The organism is Pseudomonas sp. DVZ6 (assembly GCF_024259445.1).
GTDB lineage: Bacteria > Pseudomonadota > Gammaproteobacteria > Pseudomonadales > Pseudomonadaceae > Aquipseudomonas > Aquipseudomonas peradeniyensis.
In genome coordinates, this window is the sequence record NZ_JANCLM010000015.1 from 76,790 (window position 1) to 100,158 (window position 23,369).

Here is a 23,369-nt window from a genome sequence, read left to right on the forward strand (position 1 = left end):
CCCGGGGCACGCCGCGCACAAGACGCCGCGGCCCCGCGAGGAGACTGCATGAGCCTGCCCGCCGCGTTCCTGCGTGATGCCGAGCGCCTGATCCCCGCCGAACGCCGCTTCGACGACCCGACCTCGACCCTGGCCTTCGGTACCGATGCCAGTTTCTACCGGCTGATTCCCAAGCTGGTGGTGCGGGTGGAGTCCGAGGACGAAGTGGTCGCGCTGCTGAAACTGGCCCAGCGCGAACGCGTGCCGGTGACCTTCCGCGCCGCCGGCACCAGCCTGTCGGGCCAGGCCATCAGCGACTCGGTACTGATCGTGCTCGGCGACAACTGGAATGGCCGGGAGATTCGCCGCCAGGGCGAGCAGATCCGCCTGCAACCCGGCGTGATCGGCGCCCAGGCCAATGCCTGGCTGGCCCCTTACGGGCGCAAGATCGGCCCCGACCCGGCCTCGATCAACGCCTGCAAGATCGGCGGCATCGTCGCCAACAACGCCAGCGGCATGTGCTGCGGCACCGCGCAGAACACCTACCACACCCTCGCCGGCCTGCGCCTGGTGCTGGCCGACGGCACCCGCCTGGATAGCGAAGACCCGGCCAGCATCGCCGCGTTCAGGCAAAGCCACGCCAGCCTGCTGGAGGAGCTGGCCCGCCTTGGCCGCGAGACCCGCGCCAACCTTGAGCTGGCCGACCGCATCCGGCACAAGTACCGACTGAAGAACACGACCGGGCTGTCGCTCAACGCACTGGTGGATTACGACCAGCCGCTCGACATCCTGCAGCATCTATTGGTCGGCTCCGAAGGCACCCTCGGTTTTATCAGCGCCGTCACCTACGACACCGTGCCCGACCATCCGCACAAGGCCAGCGCGCTGCTGGTGTTCCCGAGCGTCGAAAGCTGCTGCCGGGCGGTGACCCTGCTCAAGCCGCAACCGGTGTCCGCCGTGGAGCTGCTCGACCGCCGCAGCCTGCGCTCGGTGCAAGATATGCCCGGCATGCCGGCCTGGGTGAAGGGCCTGTCGGCCAATGCCTGCGCCCTGTTGATCGAGTCCCGTGCCGCCAGCCGGAGCCTGCTGCACGAACAGCTCGACCAGGTGATGGCTGCCATCGCCGAGTTCCCGCTGGAGCAGCAGGTCGCCTTCAGCGAAGACCCGGCGGTGTACAACCAGCTGTGGAAGATCCGCAAGGACACCTTCCCCGCCGTCGGCGCCGTGCGCCAGACCGGCACCACGGTGATCATCGAAGACGTCACCTTCCCCATCGAGCAACTGGCCGAGGGCGTCAACCGCCTGATCCAGCTGTTCGACAAGCACCACTACGACGAAGCGATCATTTTCGGCCACGCCCTGGAAGGCAACCTGCACTTCGTCTTCACCCAAGGCTTCAACAGTGCCGAGGAAGTGGCGCGCTACCAGGCGTTCATGGATGACGTGGCACAACTGGTGGCGGTGGAGTTCGGCGGCTCGCTCAAGGCCGAGCACGGCACCGGGCGCAACATGGCGCCGTTCGTCGAGCTGGAATGGGGCAAGGACGCCTACCAGTTGATGTGGCAGCTCAAGCGCCTGCTCGACCCCAACGGCATCCTCAATCCTGATGTGGTGCTGAGTGAGGATCCGGACATCCACCTGAAGAACCTCAAGCCGCTGCCGGCCGCCGACGAGATCGTCGACAAGTGCATCGAGTGCGGCTTTTGCGAGCCGGTGTGCCCGTCGAAAGGGCTGACCTTGAGCCCCCGCCAGCGCATCGTCATGTGGCGCGACATCCAGGCGAAGAAACGCGCAGGCGTCGACACCCGCGAACTGCTGCGCACCTACCAGTACCAGGGCATCGACACCTGCGCCGCTACGGGCCTGTGCGCCCAGCGCTGCCCGGTGGGCATCAACACCGGCGAACTGGTGAAAAAGTTGCGCGGCCAGGCGGCCGAGCACGGCAAGGCCGCCGACTGGCTGGCCGAGCATTTCCACGCCACCCTGCGCGGCGCCCGCTTCACCCTGGCCGCCGCCAATGGCGCGCGCAGGCTGCTCGGCGCCCCACGCATGAGCCGCCTCAGCGCCAGCCTCAGCAGGGCCAGTAAAGGCCGCCTGCCGCAATGGACTCCCGCCATGCCGCAGCCGCTGCGCGCCATCGACTTCCCCACGCCAAGCCACGATGCCCGACCACGGGTCGTCTACCTGGCCGCCTGCGTGTCGCGGGTGATGGGCCCGGCCTACGCCGACCGCGAACAGAGCTCGTTGCTGGACAAGACCCGCGCCCTGCTGGAGAAGGCCGGCTACCAGGTGGTGTTCCCGGACAACGCCGACAGCCTGTGCTGCGGCCAGCCGTTCGCTTCCAAGGGCTACCCCGAGCAGGCCGAGCACAAGCGCCAGGAGCTTATCAACGCTCTGCTGCACGCCAGCCGTGGCGGCCTCGACCCGATCTACTGCGACACCAGCCCCTGCACCCTGCGCCTGGTGCAGGACCTGGGCGAGTCGCGGCTGGACCTGTACGACCCGGTGCGCTTCATCCGCACCCACCTGGTCGACAGGTTGGAGTTCACCCCCCAGGACGAGCCAGTGGCGGTGCACGTGACCTGCAGCACCCAGCACCTGGGCGAAAGCCAGGCGCTGATCGACCTGGCGCGCCGCTGCAGCCGGCAGGTGGTGATCCCCGAGGGCATCCATTGCTGCGGCTTCGCCGGCGACAAGGGCTTCACCACGCCGGAGCTCAATGCCCACTCCCTGCGCACCCTGAAGGACGCCGTGCAGTATTGCAGCGAAGGAATCTCCACCAGCCGCACCTGCGAAATCGGCCTGTCGAGCCACAGCGGTATCGACTATCACGGCCTGGTGTACCTGGTCGACCGGGTCACCCGCGCGCGCAGCCTCTGAACCGCCGAGCAGCCCCGCTCTCTCCCGTGGGAGCGGGCTAGCCCCGCGCAAAGCCAGCGGCACAACTACGTCCTGCACAAACCCTGCGCACTCAAGTAAACTGGCGGCCTTTTCGCGCAGCCTCGGGCTGCCCCTGTCGATTTACCAAAGGTGCCCGCCATGCCCTGGCTGCAAGTACGCCTGGCCATCAGCCCGGAACAAGCCGAAACCTACGAAGACGCCCTGCTCGAAGTGGGTGCCGTCTCGGTGACCTTCATGGATGCCGAAGACCAGCCGATCTTCGAACCGGACCTCAACACCACCCCGCTGTGGTCGCACACGCACCTGCTGGCGCTGTTCGAGGCCGATGCCGAGCCCGACCAGGTATTCGCCCACCTGCGCCTACTGACCGGCGCCGAGTTGCCCGAGCACCACGCCGAAGTGATCGAGGACCAGGACTGGGAACGCAGCTGGATGGACAACTTCCAACCCATGCGCTTCGGCCAGCGCCTGTGGATTGTGCCGAGCTGGCACGAAGCCCCGGAAAAGGACGCGGTGAACCTGCTGCTCGACCCGGGCCTGGCGTTCGGCACCGGCACCCACCCGACCACCGCGCTGTGCCTGGAGTGGCTCGACGGCCAACAGCTGCAAGGCACCCAGGTGCTGGACTTCGGCTGCGGCTCGGGCATCCTCGCCATCGCCGCGCTGCTGCTGGGCGCCCGCCACGCGGTAGGCACCGACATCGACGTGCAGGCTATCGAGGCCTCCCGTGACAACGCCCAGCGCAACGGCATCGCCGACGACAAGTTCGACCTGTACCTGCCCGAGCAGATGCCGGCCATGCAGGCCGACGTGCTGGTCGCCAATATCCTGGCCGGCCCGCTGGTCTCGCTGGCACCGCAACTGTCCGGCCTGGTGCGCCCCGGTGGCCTGCTGGCGCTGTCGGGCATCCTCGCCGAACAAGGCGAGGAAGTGGCCGCTGCCTATACGGCCGACTTCGACCTGGACCCGATCGTCGTGCGCGACGGCTGGGTACGTATCAGTGGTCGCCGCCGCTAAGCGCGCCTAGACTCATTTCCTGCACAGTTCCCCGGACAGCCGCATGACCGACAGTTTCGTCACCCAGTGCCCGCATTGCCAGACCAGCTTTCGCGTCACCCATCACCAGTTGAGCGTGGCCCGTGGCGTGGTGCGCTGCGGTCATTGCCTGCAGGTGTTCAACGCGGCGAAACAGTTGCTGGAGCAGAACCGCGCTACCACTGGTGAAGGCAGCGCCGAGGCACCGCCCGCCGTGGCGCAGCCGGTCGCACCCGTGGCCCCGGCAGCCGAGCCGGTGGCCGAAACCCCGGCACCGGACGAAGACAACTGGAGCGTCACGGCCGAAGAACTGGACGCCCTCGACCTCGACCAGGAACTGGCGCGCCTCGAGCGGCGCAGCCCGGGTGACCGGCGCGGCGCGACGAAGGGCCTGCTGCAGGCCCGTCGCGACGAGCAGGTCGGCGATGGACACGGCGACGAACTGTTTGGCACGGCCACCGATGATGACCTGGCGCCCACACAGGTGCGCGAGGAAGCGCCGGTACTGGTCGAGCAGGAGCCGCTCGACCTGGAGCCCGCAGCCGACGAACGCACCGAACCAACCCTCGGCAGCGCCGACCTCGAGCTGGACGACGAACCGCCGGTGCGCCACCAGACAGCGACCGACGACCTCGACGAGCCGTTGGAACGGTTGTCCGCCCACGACGAGCCAGTTCCGGAAAAGGGCCTGTCGGCGCTGGATGACGAGGTCCGCAGCGAGCCGCTTTCGGCCCGCGACGAGGAACCCAACGAACAGCCCGGGCAACGCCTGGAACCCAGCCTGGCGATCAAGCCCGAGCGCACGCGCAAGGAGCCGCTGGTCGACGTGGTCGACGATCCGTTGCAGCTGGATTGGGAAAAGCCCGCGCCGAACTGGGGCAAGCGCCTGCTGTGGGGCTTCCTGACCCTGCTGGCCGCCACCCTGCTGGCATTTCAGTACGTCTGGTTCCACTTCGATGAAATGGCCCGCCAGGACCAGTACCGCCCCTGGTTCCAGCAACTGTGCCCGGTGTTCGGCTGCCAGGTGCCGACCCGCGTGGACATCTCGCGGATCAAGAGCAGCAACCTGGTGGTGCGCAGCCACCCGGACTTCAAGGGCGCGCTGATCGTCGACGCGATCATCTACAACCGCGCCCCCTTCGCCCAACCTTTCCCCTTGCTGGAGCTGCGCTTCGCCGACCTCAACGGCCAGCTGATCGCCAGCCGCCGCTTCAAGCCCAGCGAGTACCTGTCGGGCGAGCTGGCCGGCCGCGGCGAGATGCCCAGCCAGACACCGATCCACATCGCCCTGGACATCCTCGACCCGGGGCCGAAGGCGGTGAACTACAGCCTGAGCTTCCGCTCGCCGGAATAAACGACCAGCGGCAAGCCCGCCCTACGGGCTTGCCGGTGTCGCGAACGGGCCGCAAAGCGGCCCCAGGTTCAACTGAACGGTTGAATTTCCGAGACTCGCGGCATCGGTCATAACGCCGCAACTGTTCAGATTTTATCCAGATTCATCTTTATCCGGTCATCGAGAGCGGGTATCATGCCATCCCTTTTTCGAACTCCAATGATTCGGCCCCACAACAGGGAACACCTATGTCGGCGGTACGCATCGGCCCTTACACACTGCAGAACAACCTGATCCTGGCCCCCATGGCCGGCGTCACGGACCAACCTTTCCGCACCCTGTGCAAACGCCTGGGGGCGGGCATGGTGGTCTCGGAAATGGTCTCCAGCGACATGCGCCTGTGGAACAGCCGCAAGTCGAGCCTGCGCCGCATCCACGAAGGCGATCCCGAGCCACGCTCGGTGCAGATCGCCGGCGGCGACGCGCAGATGATGGCCGAGGCGGCCCGGGCCAACGTCGAAGCCGGCGCCCAGATCATCGACATCAACATGGGCTGTCCGGCGAAAAAAGTCTGCAACAAGGCCGCAGGCTCTGCTTTATTGAGAGATGAAGCCTTGGTCACCGAGATCCTCCACGCCGTCGTCGGCGCCGTGGACGTCCCGGTGACGCTGAAGATTCGCACCGGCTGGGACCGGGCGAACAAGAACGGCCTGAATGTGGCGAAGATCGCCGAACAGGCCGGCATCCAGGCGCTGGCGGTGCATGGCCGCACACGCGCCGACCTGTACACCGGTGACGCCGAGTACGACACCATCGCCGCGATCAAGCAGGCGGTGTCGATCCCGGTATTTGCCAACGGCGACATCACCTCGCCGGAAAAGGCCCGGGCGGTGCTGCACGCCACCGGTGCCGACGGCCTGCTGATCGGCCGTGCCGCCCAGGGGCGGCCGTGGATTTTCCGCGAGATCGAGCATTTCCTGCGCACGGGCGAGCATTTGCCCGCACCGGCGCTGGATGAAGTGGAACGCATTCTGCTGGAGCACCTGGCTGCGCTGCACGCCTTCTACGGCGATGTGATGGGCGTGCGTATCGCCCGCAAGCACGTGGGCTGGTACCTGGCGACCCGACCCGGCGGCAAGGAGTTCCGCAGCCGGTTCAACGCTTTGGAAGACACACAAGCGCAGTGCGCCAACGTTCAGGCCTTTTTCGCCGAACGTCGACAGAGCCTTGGGACAGAGGACGAACAAGGGGTGGCCGCATGACGATGATGACCGAGACATTAGTGAGTGGAACAACGCCCGTGAGCGACAACGCCAACCTCAAGCAGCACCTGAACACGCCGAGCGAGGAGGGCCAGACCCTGCGCGACAGCGTCGAGAAGGCGCTGCACAACTACTTCGCCCACCTGGAAGGCGCTACCGTCACGGACGTGTACAACCTGGTGCTCTCGGAAGTCGAGGCGCCCTTGCTCGAATGCGTGATGAACTACGTCAAGGGCAACCAGACCAAGGCCAGCGAGATGCTCGGGCTCAACCGAGGCACGCTGCGCAAGAAGCTCAAGCAGTACGATCTGTTGTAAGGCCAGAACCCCAACCAGAAAAGGCGCTCATGCAAAAAGGCGCCTTTTTTGCTGACTCCACCGCGTTATGGAATCTGAAATGACCGACCAGACTACCCGCCTGCCGATCCGCCGCGCCCTGATCAGCGTCTCCGACAAGACCGGTATCCTCGAATTCGCCCGTGAGCTGCAGCAGCTCGGTGTCGAGATCCTGTCCACCGGCGGCACCTACAAGCTGCTCAAGGACAATGGCGTGAACGCGGTGGAAGTGGCCGACTACACCGGCTTCGCCGAAATGATGGACGGCCGGGTCAAGACCCTGCATCCGAAGATCCACGGCGGCATCCTCGGCCGTCGCGGCACCGACGACGCCATCATGAACGAGCACGGCATCAAGCCGATCGACCTGGTCGCGGTCAACCTGTACCCGTTCGAAGCCACCATCAGCAAGCCGGGCTGCGACCTGCCGACCGCCATCGAGAACATCGACATCGGCGGCCCGACCATGGTCCGCTCTGCGGCGAAGAACCACAAGGACGTCGCCATCGTGGTCAACGCCAGCGACTACGCCGGCATCGTCGAGGGCCTCAAGGGCGGCGGCCTGACCTACGCCCAGCGTTTCGACCTGATGCTCAAGGCCTTCGAGCACACCGCCGCCTACGACGGCATGATCGCCAACTACATGGGCACCATCGACCAGGCCAAACAGACCCTGTCGACCGAAGACCGCAGCGAGTTCCCGCGCACTTTCAACAGCCAGTTCGTCAAGGCCCAGGAAATGCGCTACGGCGAGAACCCGCACCAGAGCGCGGCGTTCTACGTCGAGGCCAAGAAAGGCGAGGCCAGCATCTCCACCGCCATCCAGCTGCAAGGCAAGGAGCTGTCGTTCAACAACGTGGCCGACACCGACGCCGCGCTGGAGTGCGTGAAGAGCTTCGTCAAGCCGGCCTGCGTCATCGTCAAGCACGCCAACCCGTGCGGCGTGGCCGTGGTGCCTGAGGACGAAGGCGGTATTCGCAAGGCCTACGACCTGGCCTACGCCACCGACACCGAATCGGCCTTCGGCGGCATCATCGCCTTCAACCGCGAGCTGGACGGCGAAACCGCCAAAGCCATCGTCGAGCGTCAGTTCGTCGAAGTGATCATCGCCCCGAAAATCTCCCAGGCCGCCCGCGAAGTCGTGGCCGCCAAGCAGAACGTGCGTCTGCTGGAGTGCGGCGAGTGGCCTGCCGAGCGCGCTGCCGGTTGGGACTTCAAGCGCGTCAACGGTGGCCTGCTGGTGCAGAGCCGCGATATCGGCATGATCACTGCCGATGACCTGAAGATCGTCACCCAGCGTGCACCGACCGAGCAGGAAGTGCACGACCTGGTGTTTGCCTGGAAAGTGGCCAAGTTCGTCAAGTCCAACGCCATCGTCTACGCCAAGAACCGCCAGACCATCGGCGTCGGCGCCGGCCAAATGAGCCGCGTCAACTCCGCGCGCATCGCCGCCATCAAGGCCGAGCATGCCGGCCTGCAGGTGCAGGGCGCGGTGATGGCATCGGATGCGTTCTTCCCGTTCCGCGACGGCATCGACAATGCGGCTAAAGTGGGTATCAGCGCCGTGATCCAGCCGGGTGGCTCGATGCGTGACGCCGAGGTGATTGCTGCCGCTGATGAAGCCGGTATCGCCATGGTGTTTACCGGTATGCGCCACTTCCGCCACTGATCCACGGTCCCGTGGGAGCGGGCTTGCCCCGCGATGGCGTCAGCAGGAGCAACATCGCAGCCTGGCCTGACGCAATCGCGGGGCAAGCCCGCTCCCACGGGCCAACACAGATTTCGAGGTTTTGACATGAAAGTTTTGATCATCGGCAGCGGCGGTCGTGAACACGCCCTGGCCTGGAAAGTCGCCCAGGACCCACGCGTCGAGAAAGTCTTCGTTGCCCCGGGCAACGCCGGCACCGCCACCGAAGCCAAGTGCGAAAACGTCGCCATTGACGTCACCGCCCTGGAGCAACTGGCCGATTTCGCCGAGAAGAACGTCGACCTGACCATCGTCGGCCCGGAAGCGCCGCTGGTCATCGGCGTGGTCGACCTGTTCCGCAGCCGCGGCCTGGAATGCTTCGGTCCGACCAAGGGCGCGGCCCAGCTGGAAGGCTCCAAGGCCTTCACCAAGGACTTCCTGGCCCGTCACAAGATCCCGACCGCCGACTACCAGAACTTCACCGAGATCGAGCCGGCCCTGGCCTACCTGCGTGAGAAAGGCGCGCCGATCGTGATCAAGGCCGACGGCCTGGCCGCCGGCAAGGGCGTGATCGTCGCCATGACCCTGCAGGAAGCCGAAGACGCCGTGCGCGACATGCTCGCCGGCAACGCCTTCGGTGAAGCCGGTTCGCGGGTGGTGATCGAAGAGTTCCTCGACGGCGAGGAAGCCAGCTTCATCGTCATGGTCGACGGCCACAACGTGCTGCCCATGGCCACCAGCCAGGACCACAAGCGCGTCGGCGACCAGGACACCGGCCCGAACACCGGCGGCATGGGCGCCTACTCGCCTGCCCCGGTGGTCACCGCCGACGTGCACCAGCGCGTGATGGACCAGGTGATCTGGCCGACCGTGCGCGGCATGGCCGAGGAAGGCAACGTCTACACCGGCTTCCTCTACGCCGGCCTGATGATCGACAAGGCGGGCAACCCCAAGGTCATCGAGTTCAACTGCCGCTTCGGCGACCCGGAGACCCAGCCGGTCATGCTGCGCCTGGAGTCGAGCCTGGTGCTGCTGATCGAGGCTGCCTTCGCCAAGGCCCTGGACAAGGTCGAGGCCCAGTGGGACCCGCGCCCGAGCCTGGGCGTGGTGCTGGCCGCCGGTGGCTACCCGGGCGACTACGCCAAGGGTGCCGTGATCAGCGGCCTGGATGCCGCCGCCAAGCTTGAAGGCAAGGTGTTCCACGCCGGTACCGCGCTGAAGGACGGCCAGGTGGTCAGCGCCGGTGGCCGCGTGCTCTGCGCCACCGCCATGGGCGACACCGTCGAGGCCGCCCAGCAGCAGGCCTACCGCCTGGCCGAGCAGGTCAAGTGGGACGCCAGCTTCTACCGCACCGACATCGGCTACCGGGCCATCGCCCGCGAGCGCGGTGAGCACCAGCAGTAAAAATGCACCGAACGGTCGTGGCGCTCCGCGCGCGCGGCCTTCGGCTCGTCGTCAAGGCCCCGCCGGGGCCTTGCCTTCGCCTTGGCGCGCCGCGCATAGTTGTTGTCCGGCACATTAGCTAAGAAGGGATTTCGTCGTGCGTCGGCTTCGGATTGCCATAGCCCTGATCGTCAGCCTGCTGACCCTGCTCTGCCTGCTCCCGGCACATGCCGAACAGGCCGCAGGCTGGTCGGCGCTGCTCGACGAACAGGCCAACCTGCAATTGTCCGATGTACGCTCCGAACGTTACCGCAACCAGTTCAGCCCCCTGGCCCTCGACGAACTGGATGCCGCCCTCCCCGACCAGGCGCTCTGGCTGCACTACCGCCTGGAACCGCACGACCAGGAGCAACTGGTCCGTATCTTCGCCCCCGACCTGTCGCGCCTGGACCTCTACGCCCTCGAAGGCGGCAAACTGCTGCGCCAGCTGCACCATGGCCGCCAGGGCGATGGCCTGAGCCCGACCCAGCGCGGCCGGGACCATGTGCTGCCGCTGCCACACAGCAGCCAGCCACTGGACATCTACCTGCGGCTGGTCTCCGAACACCAGTTGCGCCCGGCCATCAGCGTCGAGTCCACCGCCCACGCCGCCGCCGACCAGCGCCAGTCGCTGCTGTTCGGCCTGCTGTTCGGCGGGCTGGTGATGCTGATCCTGCACAACCTGATCCGCTTCGCCTATTCTCGCTCCAGCACCACGCTGGTCCTGGCGCTGTACCACGGCCTGATGCTGCTCAGCGCGCTGATCCTGCTCAATCTCACTGGCCCGTGGGGGCAGCTGTGGCACAGCGCACAGACCCCGGCGGCCTACCTGACCTTGGTGCTGGCGGGCCTGGCCGGGCTGTACTTCACCCTGCATTTCTTCTCTCCCTGCAGTTCGGCGCGGCTCAACCGCCTGATGCAGATGGAAATGGTAGTGGCCGCGGTCAGCGGCCTGGTGCTGCTGTTCGTCGACACGCTGCCGCTGAACCTGATGACCTACGCCCTGCTCGCCCTGGGCAGCGTGAGCATGCTGCTGGTCAGCAGCTATCACTGGTACAAGGGCTACGGCCCGGCGCGGCTGTTCAGCGTGGCGATGCTGGTGTTCAACCTCGGCGGCCTGGTACTGCTGCCGGCCCTGCTGGGCCTGACCCGCACCCCAATGCCCTGGCTGCTGTGCATCCTCATGGCGTTGACCGTGGTCAGCGGCCTGTTGCTCAACCTCGCGGTCAGCGAGCGCCTGCGCCGGATCAGCGAAGAGCGCTTCCGCGCCAGCCGCGCCCTGGCCGCCAGCGACGCCGAGATCAACGCCAAGGCCGAGTTCCTGGCCAAGATCAGCCACGAGATCCGCACCCCCATGAACGGCGTGCTGGGCATGACCGAGCTGCTGCTGGGCACGCCGCTGTCGGTCAAGCAGCGCGACTACGTGCAGACCATCCACAGCGCCGGCAACGAACTGCTCACCCTGATCAACGAGATCCTCGACATCTCCAAGCTCGAATCGCGACAGATTGAACTGGACGACGTGCAGTTCGACCTCAACGCCCTGATCGAGGACTGCCTGAACATCTTCCGGGCCAAGGCCGAGCAGCAGAACATCGAGCTGATCAGCTTCACCCAGCCCCAGGTGCCCAGGGTCGTCAGCGGCGACCCGACGCGCCTGCGCCAGGCCCTGTCGAGCCTGCTGGACAATGCCCTGAAGAACACTACCCAGGGCGAGATCCTGCTGGTGGTGGCCCTCGACCAGCGCGGCGACAGCCCGCGCCTGCGCATCGCCGTGCAGGACAGCGGCGAGCCGATGCCGCCCGCCGAGCGCGACGCCCTGCTGCAGGCCGAACTGCACAGCCGCCACTTCCTCTCCAGCAACAAGCTCGGCGGCCACCTGGGCCTGGTGATCGCCAAGCAGCTGATCGGCCTGATGCAAGGCGAGTTCGGCATCAAGACCAGCACCAGCATGGGCAACACCCTGTGGCTGACCCTGCCGCTGGATCCGCAGCGCCTGGAGCAGCCGGCCACCGACCTCGACGGCCCGTTGCGCGATGCGCGGGTGCTGGTGGTCGACGACAACGACACCTGCCGCAAGGTGCTGGTGCAGCAATGCAGCGCCTGGGGCATGAACGTCAGCGCGGTGCCGTCGGGCAAGGAAGCGCTGGCGCTGCTGCGTACCAAGGCGCACCTGCGCGACTACTTTGACGCGGTGCTGCTGGACCAGAACATGCCCGGCATGACCGGCATGCAACTGGCGGCCAAGATCAAGGAAGATCCGAGCCTGAACCACGACATCCTGGTGGTGATGCTCACCGGCATCAGCAACGCGCCGAGCAAGATCATCGCCCGCAACGCCGGGGTCAAGCGCATCCTCGCCAAGCCGGTGGCCGGCTACACGCTCAAGACTACCCTCGCCGAGGAGCTCGCCCTGCGCGGCCGCGACCAGGCCGCGCCGCCGCTGCCGGTCGGCACTCCGGTGCCGCTGGACCTGCCCGGCGACTTCCGCATCCTGGTGGCCGAGGACAACAGTATTTCGACCAAGGTCATCCGCGGCATGCTCGGCAAGCTCAATCTCGAGCCGGATACTGCCAGCAACGGCGAAGAAGCCCTGCAAGCGATGAAGACCAAGCACTACGACCTGGTGCTGATGGACTGCGAGATGCCGGTGCTCGACGGCTTCTCCGCCACCCAGCAGCTGCGCGCCTGGGAGTCCGCCAACCAGCGTCCGCGCACCCCGGTGGTGGCGCTGACCGCGCACATTCTCAACGAGCACAAGGAACGCGCGCGCCTGGCTGGCATGGACGGTCACATGGCCAAGCCCGTGGAGCTGTCGCAATTGCGCGAGCTGATCCAGTTCTGGGCGGGGCAGCGGCAGGTGGTCACCGCCCCCCTCGACTGAAATGCTATTGGTGTAGGAGCGGCCTTGCCGAGGCGTCGGACCGGCCGGAATGGGCTGCACCGCAGCCCCCGGCCATTTCTGCTTTAGCTGAGATCCCGGGGCCGCGCTGCAGCCCTTTCGCGGCGCAAGGCCGCTCCTACAGGATCCGTGCTATACAGTGACATTTCACCGCCGCGGACCCGCCCCCATGCTCCATGAGTTGTTCAGCGTCTACCTGAAAATGCTCGTGCTCTACAGCCCGTTCTTCGTGCTGTCGTGTTTCATCGGCCTGACCCGCGGCCACTCCAGCAAGGAACGCAAGCAACTGGCCTGGCGCGTGGCGATCGCCACGCTGGTGGCCAGCGTGCTGCTCTATCTGTTCGGACGGGTGATCTTCGGCGTGTTCGGCATCACCGCCGACGCCTTCCGCATCGGCGCGGGCTCGGTGCTGTTCATCTCGGCGCTGGGCATGGCCCAGGGCAAGTCGGCGGTGCAGACCGACAACGTGCAGCAGGACGTGACCATCGTGCCGCTGACCATTCCGCTGACAGTCGGCCCGGGCACCATCGGTGCGCTGCTGGTGATGGGGGTGGGCCAGCCGCACTGGGACGACAAGCTGCTGGCCATCGTCAGCATCGCCCTGGCCAGCTTCACCGTCGGCCTGGTGCTGTACCTCTCGCACCGTATCGAGCGGCTGCTCGGCGACCAGGGCCTGCAGATCGTCAGCCGCCTGATGGGGCTGTTCGTCTGTGCCCTGGCGGCGCAGATCATCTTCACCGGGATCAAGGGCTACCTGCTGCCCTGACCCCGGCTGCACTCAGGGCTTGGCGGGATACCAGCGCGGCGTGTACACCCACTGGCCGCCATCGGCACGGGGGAAGGTGCAGGTGGTCGAGGAGCCGACCAGCACCATGGTACGCATGTCGACCATCTCCGGCAGCAGCTCGCCCAGGGTCACTACCCGCAGGGTCTGGCCCGGCCGGCCGATATCACGGCCCAGCACCACCGGCGTGCCTGCGTCACGATGACGGCGTACCACCTCCAGCGCCGCACCCAGCTGATGAGGCCGGGCCTTGGAGATCGGGTTGTAGAACGCCAGCACCAGATCCGCCTGGGCCGCCAGGTCGAGGCGTTTCTCGATGATCGACCAGGGCTTGAGGTTGTCCGACAGCGACATCACGCAGAAATCATGCCCCAGCGGCGCCCCCGCTTGCGCGGCGGTGGCCAGCGAGGCCGAGACGCCGGGCAGGATCTGCAACTCGACGCGCTGCCAGGCCGGGTCGCTGGACTCGTGCAACGCCTCGAGCACTGCGGCGGCCATGGCGAACACGCCCGGATCACCCGACGACACCACCACCACCGAACGCCCCTGGGCCGCCAGCTCGAAAGCATGACGAGCGCGCTGCATCTCTTCGCGGTTGTCGGTGCAGTGCAGTACCTGATCGTCGCGGAACGGGCCGGCCATGCGCACGTAGGTTTCGTAGCCGAGCACATCCTGCGCCCGCGCCAGCTCCGCCTTGACCGCCGGTACCATCAGTTCGGCGGCACCAGGGCCCAGGCCGATCACCGCCAGGCGACCACGGCGACGGCCAACGCGGGCGATGTCGACCGGTGCCGCGGCAACGGCGTGGGCGAGCCCCACGGACGAACCTACGCGCGCGTGCGGCAATGCATCAGCCAGCATCCGCTCCAGGCTCTCGGCGGCCGGGGCGAAGCGCAGGGCGACATTCAAGGCCTGTGCAGCTTCGTGCAGGGCCGACTCCGCCATCTCGGTTTCGCTCGCCAGCAGGCAGGCCAGCGCAGGCTCGGCAATGTTCGCTCGCAGCAGCTCCTCGCGCACCTGTTGCACCAGGTCAGCGCTACCGGCTGTGACCGCCACCACCACGCAACGCGCGTGGATCAGCAGTTCGTCACGACTGGCCGGACGCAGTGCGCTGCCCACGTGGATAGTGCGTTGGGCATCTTCGCTGGCGAGCAACTGCGCGTGCTCAAGCCACGGCGCGTCGCCTTCGACACGCACCGCCTCGCCCGCCAGCAGGTCGCAGACGAAGCGCTTGCCCTGTTCCAGGTCCGCCAGTGCGTAACCCTCGGGCGGATTCAGCAGGCAGGTGCCGAAGCGCAGCTCGCCACTGGTGGTGATCGCCGCGCTGACACCCAACGCTTCACCGATCTCTCGGGCCATGACGTTGACTCCGCCCAGGCCACCGAGCAGCGGCACCACGGCGCTGCCGTCCTCGGCCACCGCCAGTACCGGTGGTTCGACGCCTTTTTCGCTCAACAGCGGCGCCAGGGTGCGAATGACGATACCCGCCGCGCACAAGGCGATGATCGGCGTGTCTTGCTGATACAGCTCACGCAGGGTGTCGCCGAAGACTGCGTAGTAACGGTCGACACCCTCCACGCGCCCTTGCAGGCCATGGATCACGGCCTGTGGATAGCATTGCTGGATACGCTGCGCGGTAGCCAGGCTGCCGGGGCCGAGAATGACGATTGCCGGTGCCTTGATCATCCCTGCCATTTCTCACCCGGCACGATGATCAGCGAGAAGTACGGCGAGGACTGCGGGTCGACCTCGTCCAGCGCGACGATCTTCTGGTTGGCCATGGTGGCCCGCTCCACGTACAGCGCACGGCTATCCAGGCCCAGCTCGCCGAGCACCTGGCGCACCTTGGGGAAGTTGCGCCCCAGCTTCATGATCACTGCCGCGTCGGCAGCAGCCAGTCGCTGTTTGAGCTCTTCATGGGGCAGCACACCGGAGAGCACGGTAAGGGTCTGGTTGCGGTACACCAACGGTGCACCGAGCACCGAGGCGCCACCGAGCATCGAGCAGACGCCCGGAATCACCTGCGCCTCGTAGCGCGAGGCCAGGCGATCGTGCAGGTACATGTAGGAGCCGTAGAAGAACGGGTCCCCTTCGCAGATCACCGCCACGTCGCGGCCGGCGTCCAGGTGCGCGGCAACCTGCAGGCTGGCTTCGTCGTAGAAGTCGCTGATCACCTGCTCGTAGGAGAGCGGCGCGGGCAGCGCCTCGGTGGTCACCGGGTACACCAGCGGCAGCAGGCTCTGTTCGGCTTGCAGGTGCGCTTCGATGATACCGAAGGCATTGCCGCGCTTGCCCTTGGCCACGAAGTACGCCACCACCGGTGCCTCGCGCAGCAGGCGCAGGGCCTTGACCGTGATCAGCTCGGGATCGCCCGGGCCCACGCCCAGGCCCAGCAGTCGTCCGCGTGCGTGCATCATTCCACCTCCGTGGCCAGGGCGTTGACCGCGGCGGCGGCCATCGCGCTGCCGCCCAGGCGGCCCTGCATGATCACGAACGGCACGCCACGGCTGTCGGCGGCGAGCATCGCCTTGGACTCGGCGGCGCCGACGAAGCCGACCGGGAAGCCGAGGATCAGCGCCGGTTTCGGTGCGCCGGCATCGAGCATTTCCAGCAGATAGAACAACGCGGTCGGCGCGTTGCCGATCACCACCACGCTGCCCTCCAGGTGCGGGCGCCACAGCTCCAGGGCCACCGCCGAACGGGTATTGCCCTCGGCCTTGGCCAGGTCCGGCACGCTCGGGTCGCGCAGGGTGCAGATCACCGGGTTGTTGGCCGGCAGGCGGGCGCGGGTGATGCCTTCGGCAACCATGTGCGCGTCGCAGAGGATCGGCGCGCCCTTGGCCAGGGCTTCGCGACCGGCGCTACCGGCGCCATCGGAGAACTGCAGGCCATCGATGGCCTCGACCATGCCGCAGGCATGGATCACGCGCACGGCGAGTTTTTCGAGATCGGCGGGGATCCGTTCGAGCCGGGCCTCCTCGCGGATGATCCGGAAGGAATTGCGATAGATCTCCTGACCATCGCGGATGTAGTCAATCATCAAGGTGCTCCGTCGGCAGGTCGAGCATGGCGCCTGCTTCTTCTGGGGTAAGGTTGGCGGCGCGCAACCTGCCGAAGCCCGGCAGGCGCGCATCGCGCAAGTAAAGGTCATAGCGGCCCGGGGCGCGGGCCAGCAGGGTCGCCGGGGCGACGTGGGCCATGGCGCAGGAACGTGGGCAGGCGGACAGGTGCACGCAGCCCGGGGCGCCATGGTGCAGCAGGGCGGCCAGGGCGATGGCGTCGGCCTTGGTGTCGGCCTGGGCCTTGGCGCAACCGCTGGAGCCGGTGCAGGCGACGACCCGCGCCAGTGGATGTTCGTTGTGGCAGAGCATGCCGGATGCCGCCAGTTGCACACGGGCGTTTTCCAGCGCGGTCGGTTCGAGGGAGGTCAGCACCAGGCTCTGCCAAGGCGTCAGGCGCAAGCTGCCATCGCCCCATTGCCGGGCGATGCGCGCGGCACTACGGAGCATTACGGGCGTCAGGCGCCCGAGGGGTGGCGCGACGCCCAGGGCCACACCCTGGCGCTGGGGCAGCACGCCCAGCCACGGGCTTGTCGTCACCGGGCGCTGCCAGGCCATCGACGGGGTGTCGATCTGGATCGCCAGCCCTTCGAGGAAGTGCTCAACCGGGCACACCTGCAGCAATTGACGCATGCGCGACTGCTCGGGCGTCGCCAGGTCGAGGAAGCGCTCCAGCACCGCGCGCACCAGCGCCGGCCCCTGCTCCATCGGTACCGCACCCAGCGCCTGGCCATTCGACAGGCTGCTCGCGAGGCCGAACCGCAACCAGATGCGTCCTTCGTGCGGCATGGCGGACAACCACAGGTCGTGGGCGTGATCGAACATCGTCAACGCTTCGCCGCCATCGAGCTGCACGGCGAACTTGGCCGAGAGTTTGTGGAACCTGGGTGTGCTTTCCAGCAGGTCGAGGATCTGCCCGGCCAATGGTCGGGTGTCGAACAGCATGGTCGGATCGAGTCCGGCCAGTGGACTGAGCATGAGGTTGCGCACATCATCGCCCGCCGCGTCACGCGGGCCGAGCCCTGCGGCCAGCAGATGCTCGACCAGGCCCCGGTGGTCATCACCGATGCCGCGAATCTGCAGATTGGCCCGGTTGGTGGCCTCGATCACCCCGCCGGCGAAGCGCTCGGCGGCGTCGGCCACGGCATCGGCCTGGTCGGCCAGCAGCAGGCCGCCCGGCAGCTTGATCCGGCAGATGCCACCGTCGCGCGCGGCAACGATGCGCCACAACCCCGGGCAGGCCGAGGGACGGGTCGAAACTTCGGAGGGTGGGGGCTGCGTCAAGGGGGCATCCGGCAATCGTGAAAGTGCGCTTCAGTGTAGAAGGCGCGGTATTATGCCTGCTTTGTCCGGCGGCATGAAAAGCCGGTGGTCGAACGTTCAATTTCGGGGCTGCTGTGCAGCCCTTTCGCGGCACAAGGCCGCTCCTACAGGGTTTGCGCTGCACCTGTAGGAGCGGCCTTGCGCCGCGAAAGGGGCACGTAGTGCCCCCATGCGGTATCGAAGAGGACCCAATGGCCCCCTGGCTGACAGTAATAGGCATCGGCGAAGACGGTTTCAGCGGCCTGGGCAAGCAGGCCCGGCGTGCCCTGCTATCGGCCACGCGAATCATCGGGGCCCCACGCCAGCTGGCACTACTGCCCCGCTGCGTGACCGCCGAGCAATTGCACTGGCCCTGCCCCTTCTCCCTGGCCCCGGTCATGGCCTTGCGCGGCGAGCCCGTATGCGTACTGGCCAGCGGCGACCCGATGTTCTACGGCGTCGGCGCCAGCCTGGCGCGCCAGCTGCCCGCCGAGGAATTGCAGGTGCTGTCGATGCCCTCCTCCTGCGCCCTGGCCGCCGCCCGCCTGGGCTGGCCGTTGCAGGATGTACAGGTGGTCTCGGTGGTTGCCCGCCCACTGGCCGCGCTCAATGCCCATCTGCACAGCGGCGTGCGCCTGCTGGTGCTGAGCAACGACGAGTGCAGCCCGGCGGCCATTGCCTCGCAGCTGTGCGAACGAGGCTTCGGCCCCAGCCGTCTCCAGGTGTTCGAACACCTCGGCGGCCCCCAGGAGCGAATGCTGAGCGGCACCGCCGACGACTGGCCGCACACCGACATCGCCACGCTCAACCTGGTCGCCATCGAATGCCAGGCCTTGCCCGATACCCCACGCCTGCCGCGTGTGGCCGGCCTGCCCGACAGCGCCTTCCGTCACGACGGCCAGCTGACCAAGCGCGACGTGCGAGCGATCACCCTGGCTCGCCTGGCACCACAACCCGGTGAGCTGCTGTGGGACGTAGGTGCTGGCTGCGGCTCGATCGGCATCGAATGGATGCGCGTCCACCCCAGCTGCCGTACCCTTGCGATCGAGGCCGACGAGGGCCGACAGGGCTTTATCGAATACAACCGCGACACCCTCGGCGTGCCCGGCCTGCAACTGATTCGCGGCAAGGCCCCCGAAGCGTTGGCCGGGCTGGAGCGTCCGGACGCGATCTTCATCGGCGGCGGCGTCACCCGCAAAGGCATGCTCGACCTGTGCTGGGAGCGCCTGCTGCCGGGCGGGCGCCTGGTTGCCAACGCCGTCACCCTGCAAAGCGAGGTCGCCCTGGCGCAGTTCCGCGACCAGCATGGCGGCGAGCTGACTCGCATCCACATCGCCCACACCCAGCCTCTGGGCAGTTTCGACACCTGGCGCCAGGCCCTGCCGATCACCCTGCTCGACGTGGTGAAGCCCCTCGATGCGTGAAGAAACCCGCGAACAGCCCGCGCCGCTGCGCAGCGGCCTGACCACCGGCAGCTGCGCCACCGCCACCAGCCTGGCGGCGGCGCGCCTGCTGCTGACCGGGCAACGGCACGACGCGGTGGAGATCACCCTGCCCAAGGGCAAGGTGGTGCAGATGCGCCTGGAGTTCTGCCACCTCAAGGGTGACATGGCCGAGGCCGGTACCTTGAAGGATGCCGGCGACGATCCCGATGTCACCCACGGCGCCCTGCTCTACAGCCAGGTGCGCCTGCTTGCCGAGCCCGGCGTTCGCTTCGTCGCAGGCGCGGGCGTTGGCACCGTGACCCGCCCGGGGCTGGTGCTGGCAGTCGGTGAACCAGCCATCAACCCGGTGCCGCGCAAGATGATCAGCGACCATCTGCTGCAACTGGCCGGCGATTGCTGCTACCACGGCGGTTTCGAAGTGACGGTCAATGTCCAGGGCGGCGAGCAGTTGGCCCTGAAGACCATGAACCCGCGCCTGGGCATCCTCGGCGGGCTGTCGATCCTGGGCACCAGCGGCATCGTCCGGCCGTTCTCCTGCTCGGCCTACATCGCCTCGATCCACCAGGGCATCGACGTCGCCCACACCAACGGCTACACCCACATCGCCGCCTGCACCGGCAACGCCAGCGAAGACACCATGCGCCGTGTCTACAACCTGCCGGAGATCGCCCTGATCGAGATGGGCGACTTCGTCGGCGCCGTGCTCAAGCACCTGCGCAAGGTACCCGTGCCGCGCCTCACGCTATGCGGCGGCTTCGGCAAGATCAGCAAGCTGGCCGCCGGGCACATGGACCTGCACAGCCGCCACTCCAGCATCGACCTGCCACAGCTCGCGGGCTGGGCGGCGGCGATTGGCGCGGACACCGCGCTGCAACAGGCGATCATCACCGCCAATACCAGCCAGCAGGCCCTCGCACTTGCTCATGCTGCCGGCATCGCCCTCGGTGACGAGGTGTGCCGCCACGCCCTGGTCTTCGCCCGTAGCGTGGTGCCGGCCCAGGTGCAGGTGGAAGTGTTCGCCATCGACCGCCAGGGCGGCATCGTCGGCAAGGCAGGTGTGGCATGAAGGGGCGCATCCTGCTGCTCGGCGGCGTCACCGAAGCCCTGGCCATTGCTCGCCAGCTGGGTCCTCAGCACGTCTATAGCCTCGCCGGTATCGGCCGTGTACCACAGGACCTGACGTGCCAGGTGCGGGTCGGTGGTTATGGCGGTGCCGAAGGCCTGGCCGACTACCTGCGCGAAGCAGGCATCGACCTGCTGATCGACGCCACCCACCCCTACGCCGCGCAGATCAGCCGCAATGCTGCTCTCGCCGCAAACAGCGCAGGCATTCCCTGCTGGGCCCTGCGCCGCCCGGCATGGCAGGCGCAGGCTGGGGACGACTGGCGCGAAGTCGAGGACTGGGCCGGGCTGATCGAGGCGCTGACCCCGTTCGAGCGCCCCTTGTTCACGCTGGGTCGTGAACCCTTGCAACATCTGGACGAAATTCCACCACACCAGTTCTGGACCCTGCGCGCGCTCGAGGCGTGTACCGGCAATGAACGCTGCGAGGTGATCGGTGCTCGCGGGCCGTTCCTCATCGACGACGAACGTGCCCTGTTCGAACGTCGGCGGATCGATGTGCTGGTCAGCAAGAACAGCGGCAGCACGGCCACCGAGCCGAAGCTGGAAGTGGCGCGGGAGCGCGGGATTCCAGTGCTGGTGCTCAAGCGGCCGGTGCTGCCGGAGGCGGATCGGGCGTTTCAAGATGCAGGGTTACTGCTGGAGGCGCTCGGCCTGTCCAAGGCCTGACCTCGCTACGTATATCCCATTGACATATCCATTCCCGGAATTAAACTCCGGACATACATTTGCGCTTTCAAGGAGGCCCATCATGGAGCAAGGTGCAGTCTTCAAAAGCAACCGCAGCCAGGCTATCCGTATGCCCAAAGCCCTCGCCCTTCCAGAAGACGTCACCCGCGTGGACATCGTCGCGGTGGGCCGTTCCCGTATCATTTCGCCTGCCGGCGAAAGCTGGGACAGCTGGTTCGAGGGTGACGATGTGAGTGCGGACTTCATGGCAAGCAGGGAACAGCCAGCCGACCAGGAGCGCGAAGGATTCTGATGCTCAGGTACATGCTCGATACCAACATCTGCATTTTCACCATCAAGAACAAGCCACAGGTAGTGCGCGAGGCATTCAATCGCTACCACGGCCAACTGGCCATCAGCACGGTAACCCTGATGGAGTTGATCTACGGTGCGGAAAAATCCGCCGCGCCGGAACGTAACCTGGCCATTGTCGAGGGGTTCGCCGCACGGCTCGATGTGCTTGACTACGACATTCAGGGCGCAGCTCACACCGCGCAGCTACGTGCGGAACTGGCCAAGGCCGGCACGCCCATCGGCCCCTATGACAGAATGATTGCCGGCCACGCCCGCGCTCGTGGCCTCACGCTGGTGACCAACAACCTGCGCGAGTTCCAGCGTGTTCCGGGGTTGCGTGTGGAAGACTGGGTGTCACACCCACGCTGACGGTCACGAGATGGCCCTGTGCCTTGATCCTGCCGTAGAATCACCTCTCCCCTTCTGGAAGGCTCCACCCATATGGAAATGCAATGGTGGATCTGGCTCGTCTTCGGCGTGGCCCTGATCCTGCTGGAACTGGTGCTCCCCACCTTCTTCATCCTCTGGTTCGGCGTCGGTGCCGTGCTGGTGTCGCTCGTCTCGCTGCTCGCCCCCAGCCTGCAACTCGATATGCAGGGCCTGCTGTGGGTGGTGTTCTCATCGATCACCACCGTGCTCTGGTTCAAGGTGTTCCGCCGCAAGAAGCCGGACGTGCGCTGGACCGCCGACAGCGTGATCGGCGAGGTCGGCCTGCTGACCGCCAACGTGTCGCAGTTCCAGAAAGGCCGGGTACGCTTTCAGAAACCGATCCTCGGCAACGAGGAATGGACTTGCGTCTCGGACAATGAAATTCCCGCCGGCGAGCGCGTGCGCCTGGCCGCCATCGAAGGCAACACCGCCCGGGTCACCCGGGCCTGAATCCGCACTAAAAGGAAGTTCGCAAGCATGACCAGCCTCATCGTCGTCGGCACCCTCGCCGCATTCGTTCTTATCACCGTGTTCAAGGGGGTGCGCATCGTGCCCCAGGGCGAGGAATGGATCGTCGAGCGCCTGGGCCGCTACCACAGCACCCTCAAGCCGGGCCTGAACATCGTCATTCCGTACATGGACGTGGTCGCCTACCGCCTGCCGACCAAGGACATCATCCTCGACGTGCAACAGCAGGAGATCATCACCAAGGACAACGCGGTGATCGTCGCCAACGCCCTGTGCTTCGCCAAGGTGGTCGACCCGCAGAAGGCCTCGTACGGCGTGCAGAACTTCTCGTTCGCCGTCACCAGCCTGACCATGACCTCGCTGCGCGCCATCGTCGGCGCCATGGACCTGGACGAGGCGCTGTCCAGCCGCGAGCAGATCAAGGCGCGCCTGCGCGAAGCGATGTCCGAGCAGACCGAAGACTGGGGCGTGACCGTGCGCTCGGTGGAGATCCAGGACATCAAGCCCTCGCCGAGCATGCAGACCGCCATGGAACGCCAGGCAGCCGCCGAGCGTGAGCGTAAAGCTGATGTGACCCGCGCCGAAGGCAACAAGCAGGCCGCCATTCTGGAAGCCGAGGCGCGCCTGCAGGCGGCCAAGCTGGATGCCGAGGCCCAGGTCAACCTGGCCGAGGCATCGGCGCGGGCGATCACCCTGGTCAAGGAAGCGGTGGGCAGCGAGACCGTGCCGGCCATGTACCTGCTGGGTGAGCGGTATATCGGGGCGATGGAGAATCTGGCGAGCAGCGACAATTCGAAAGTCGTGGTGCTGCCAGCGGACCTGCAGGAGACCGTGCGCGGTTTGATGGGCCGCGGTAAAGCCTGATATCGCCGGGGGCGCTT

The 23,369-nt window shown here is 66.7% G+C and carries 20 protein-coding genes; 16 read left to right on the forward strand and 4 right to left on the reverse strand.

The window, feature by feature from the left end:
- Positions 1-48: 48 nt before the first annotated feature.
- The 9 genes from NMG10_RS11080 to NMG10_RS11120 all read left to right on the forward strand — a co-directional run bounded on the left by NMG10_RS11080 (position 49) and on the right by NMG10_RS11120 (position 13,622).
- A complete protein-coding gene (locus NMG10_RS11080; protein WP_254464338.1) occupies positions 49-2,859 on the forward strand; it encodes an FAD-binding and (Fe-S)-binding domain-containing protein in 2,811 nt (936 codons plus the stop codon).
- Positions 2,860-3,018: 159 nt separating this feature from the next.
- Positions 3,019-3,897, forward strand: a complete 879-nt coding sequence (gene prmA, locus NMG10_RS11085) for a 50S ribosomal protein L11 methyltransferase (protein WP_232856600.1) — start codon at positions 3,019-3,021, stop codon at positions 3,895-3,897.
- A gap of 43 nt (positions 3,898-3,940) precedes the next feature.
- Entirely contained in the window at positions 3,941-5,269 is a 1,329-nt protein-coding gene (locus tag NMG10_RS11090) for a DUF3426 domain-containing protein (RefSeq protein WP_232856599.1), read from the forward strand.
- A gap of 227 nt (positions 5,270-5,496) precedes the next feature.
- Entirely contained in the window at positions 5,497-6,510 is a 1,014-nt protein-coding gene (gene dusB, locus NMG10_RS11095) for a tRNA dihydrouridine synthase DusB (protein ID WP_050707006.1), read from the forward strand.
- A complete protein-coding gene (fis, locus tag NMG10_RS11100; RefSeq protein WP_011535876.1) occupies positions 6,507-6,827 on the forward strand; it encodes a DNA-binding transcriptional regulator Fis in 321 nt (106 codons plus the stop codon). The genes dusB and fis overlap by 4 nt, the downstream gene beginning before the upstream one ends.
- A gap of 79 nt (positions 6,828-6,906) precedes the next feature.
- Positions 6,907-8,514 carry a bifunctional phosphoribosylaminoimidazolecarboxamide formyltransferase/IMP cyclohydrolase gene (gene purH, locus NMG10_RS11105; RefSeq protein ID WP_232856598.1) on the forward strand — a complete coding sequence of 536 codons (1,608 nt, stop codon included), beginning with the start codon at positions 6,907-6,909 and terminating at the stop codon, positions 8,512-8,514.
- 126 nt (positions 8,515-8,640) lie between these two features.
- Entirely contained in the window at positions 8,641-9,936 is a 1,296-nt protein-coding gene (gene purD / locus NMG10_RS11110; protein ID WP_254464339.1) for a phosphoribosylamine--glycine ligase, read from the forward strand.
- A 136-nt stretch (positions 9,937-10,072) separates the two neighbouring features.
- A complete protein-coding gene (locus tag NMG10_RS11115; RefSeq protein WP_232856597.1) occupies positions 10,073-12,838 on the forward strand; it encodes a hybrid sensor histidine kinase/response regulator in 2,766 nt (921 codons plus the stop codon).
- Positions 12,839-13,025: 187 nt separating this feature from the next.
- Positions 13,026-13,622 carry a MarC family protein gene (locus NMG10_RS11120; protein ID WP_028691281.1) on the forward strand — a complete coding sequence of 199 codons (597 nt, stop codon included), beginning with the start codon at positions 13,026-13,028 and terminating at the stop codon, positions 13,620-13,622.
- A gap of 12 nt (positions 13,623-13,634) precedes the next feature.
- On the opposite strand, the gene cobJ is transcribed toward NMG10_RS11120, so the two are convergent.
- From cobJ to cobG, 4 genes are read right to left on the reverse strand one after another with little or no spacing between them, the layout of a single operon-like run.
- Positions 13,635-15,335 carry a precorrin-3B C(17)-methyltransferase gene (cobJ, locus tag NMG10_RS11125; protein WP_254464340.1) on the reverse strand — a complete coding sequence of 567 codons (1,701 nt, stop codon included), beginning with the start codon at positions 15,333-15,335 and terminating at the stop codon, positions 13,635-13,637.
- Entirely contained in the window at positions 15,323-16,057 is a 735-nt protein-coding gene (locus NMG10_RS11130) for a precorrin-2 C(20)-methyltransferase (RefSeq protein WP_234560874.1), read from the reverse strand. Before NMG10_RS11130 ends, cobJ begins: the two co-directional genes overlap by 13 nt.
- The gene (locus tag NMG10_RS11135; protein ID WP_203648111.1) at positions 16,054-16,680 is read right to left on the reverse strand and encodes a precorrin-8X methylmutase; all 627 of its coding nucleotides are present in this window, start codon (positions 16,678-16,680) and stop codon (positions 16,054-16,056) included. Before NMG10_RS11135 ends, NMG10_RS11130 begins: the two co-directional genes overlap by 4 nt.
- Positions 16,673-17,998 carry a precorrin-3B synthase gene (gene cobG, locus NMG10_RS11140; RefSeq protein WP_254464341.1) on the reverse strand — a complete coding sequence of 442 codons (1,326 nt, stop codon included), beginning with the start codon at positions 17,996-17,998 and terminating at the stop codon, positions 16,673-16,675. Before cobG ends, NMG10_RS11135 begins: the two co-directional genes overlap by 8 nt.
- 215 nt (positions 17,999-18,213) lie before the next feature.
- Between cobG and cbiE the strand changes: the two genes are divergently transcribed.
- The 7 genes from cbiE (at position 18,214) to NMG10_RS11175 (ending at position 23,352) form a co-directional block, all read left to right on the forward strand.
- Positions 18,214-19,425 (forward strand): precorrin-6y C5,15-methyltransferase (decarboxylating) subunit CbiE, encoded by a 1,212-nt coding sequence (gene cbiE / locus NMG10_RS11145; RefSeq protein ID WP_254464342.1) that lies wholly within the window; start codon positions 18,214-18,216, stop codon positions 19,423-19,425.
- Entirely contained in the window at positions 19,418-20,512 is a 1,095-nt protein-coding gene (locus NMG10_RS11150) for a cobalt-precorrin-5B (C(1))-methyltransferase (protein WP_254464343.1), read from the forward strand. Before cbiE ends, NMG10_RS11150 begins: the two co-directional genes overlap by 8 nt.
- Positions 20,509-21,237, forward strand: a complete 729-nt coding sequence (locus tag NMG10_RS11155; protein ID WP_254464344.1) for a cobalt-precorrin-6A reductase — start codon at positions 20,509-20,511, stop codon at positions 21,235-21,237. The genes NMG10_RS11150 and NMG10_RS11155 overlap by 4 nt, the downstream gene beginning before the upstream one ends.
- A gap of 82 nt (positions 21,238-21,319) precedes the next feature.
- On the forward strand, positions 21,320-21,550 hold the full coding sequence (gene vapB / locus NMG10_RS11160; protein ID WP_011535889.1) for a type II toxin-antitoxin system VapB family antitoxin: 231 nt from the start codon (positions 21,320-21,322) through the stop codon (positions 21,548-21,550).
- Positions 21,550-21,960 carry a tRNA(fMet)-specific endonuclease VapC gene (gene vapC / locus NMG10_RS11165; protein ID WP_203648116.1) on the forward strand — a complete coding sequence of 137 codons (411 nt, stop codon included), beginning with the start codon at positions 21,550-21,552 and terminating at the stop codon, positions 21,958-21,960. Before vapB ends, vapC begins: the two co-directional genes overlap by 1 nt.
- Before the next feature lie 72 nt (positions 21,961-22,032).
- Complete coding sequence (locus NMG10_RS11170) at positions 22,033-22,470, forward strand: NfeD family protein (RefSeq protein ID WP_232856591.1); 438 nt, start codon at positions 22,033-22,035, stop codon at positions 22,468-22,470.
- A 27-nt stretch (positions 22,471-22,497) separates the two neighbouring features.
- Positions 22,498-23,352 (forward strand): SPFH domain-containing protein, encoded by an 855-nt coding sequence (locus NMG10_RS11175; RefSeq protein WP_232856590.1) that lies wholly within the window; start codon positions 22,498-22,500, stop codon positions 23,350-23,352.
- Positions 23,353-23,369 lie beyond the last annotated feature (17 nt).

What these genes read in the sequence shown, in the direction of transcription:
- NMG10_RS11135 (WP_203648111.1), bottom strand. Translation starts at nt 16,680, where the DNA reads ATGATTGACTACATCCGCGATGGTCAGGAGATCTATCGCAATTCCTTC.
- NMG10_RS11175 (WP_232856590.1), top strand. Translation starts at nt 22,498, where the DNA reads ATGACCAGCCTCATCGTCGTCGGCACCCTCGCCGCATTCGTTCTTATC.
- NMG10_RS11130 (WP_234560874.1), bottom strand. Translation starts at nt 16,057, where the DNA reads ATGATGCACGCACGCGGACGACTGCTGGGCCTGGGCGTGGGCCCGGGC.
- vapC (WP_203648116.1), top strand. Translation starts at nt 21,550, where the DNA reads ATGCTCAGGTACATGCTCGATACCAACATCTGCATTTTCACCATCAAG.
- cbiE (WP_254464342.1), top strand. Translation starts at nt 18,214, where the DNA reads ATGGCCCCCTGGCTGACAGTAATAGGCATCGGCGAAGACGGTTTCAGC.
- NMG10_RS11080 (WP_254464338.1), top strand. Translation starts at nt 49, where the DNA reads ATGAGCCTGCCCGCCGCGTTCCTGCGTGATGCCGAGCGCCTGATCCCC.
- NMG10_RS11090 (WP_232856599.1), top strand. Translation starts at nt 3,941, where the DNA reads ATGACCGACAGTTTCGTCACCCAGTGCCCGCATTGCCAGACCAGCTTT.
- purH (WP_232856598.1), top strand. Translation starts at nt 6,907, where the DNA reads ATGACCGACCAGACTACCCGCCTGCCGATCCGCCGCGCCCTGATCAGC.
- vapB (WP_011535889.1), top strand. Translation starts at nt 21,320, where the DNA reads ATGGAGCAAGGTGCAGTCTTCAAAAGCAACCGCAGCCAGGCTATCCGT.
- dusB (WP_050707006.1), top strand. Translation starts at nt 5,497, where the DNA reads ATGTCGGCGGTACGCATCGGCCCTTACACACTGCAGAACAACCTGATC.
- NMG10_RS11150 (WP_254464343.1), top strand. Translation starts at nt 19,418, where the DNA reads ATGCGTGAAGAAACCCGCGAACAGCCCGCGCCGCTGCGCAGCGGCCTG.
- NMG10_RS11170 (WP_232856591.1), top strand. Translation starts at nt 22,033, where the DNA reads ATGGAAATGCAATGGTGGATCTGGCTCGTCTTCGGCGTGGCCCTGATC.
- NMG10_RS11155 (WP_254464344.1), top strand. Translation starts at nt 20,509, where the DNA reads ATGAAGGGGCGCATCCTGCTGCTCGGCGGCGTCACCGAAGCCCTGGCC.
- prmA (WP_232856600.1), top strand. Translation starts at nt 3,019, where the DNA reads ATGCCCTGGCTGCAAGTACGCCTGGCCATCAGCCCGGAACAAGCCGAA.
- purD (WP_254464339.1), top strand. Translation starts at nt 8,641, where the DNA reads ATGAAAGTTTTGATCATCGGCAGCGGCGGTCGTGAACACGCCCTGGCC.
- cobJ (WP_254464340.1), bottom strand. Translation starts at nt 15,335, where the DNA reads ATGGCAGGGATGATCAAGGCACCGGCAATCGTCATTCTCGGCCCCGGC.
- fis (WP_011535876.1), top strand. Translation starts at nt 6,507, where the DNA reads ATGACGATGATGACCGAGACATTAGTGAGTGGAACAACGCCCGTGAGC.
- NMG10_RS11120 (WP_028691281.1), top strand. Translation starts at nt 13,026, where the DNA reads ATGCTCCATGAGTTGTTCAGCGTCTACCTGAAAATGCTCGTGCTCTAC.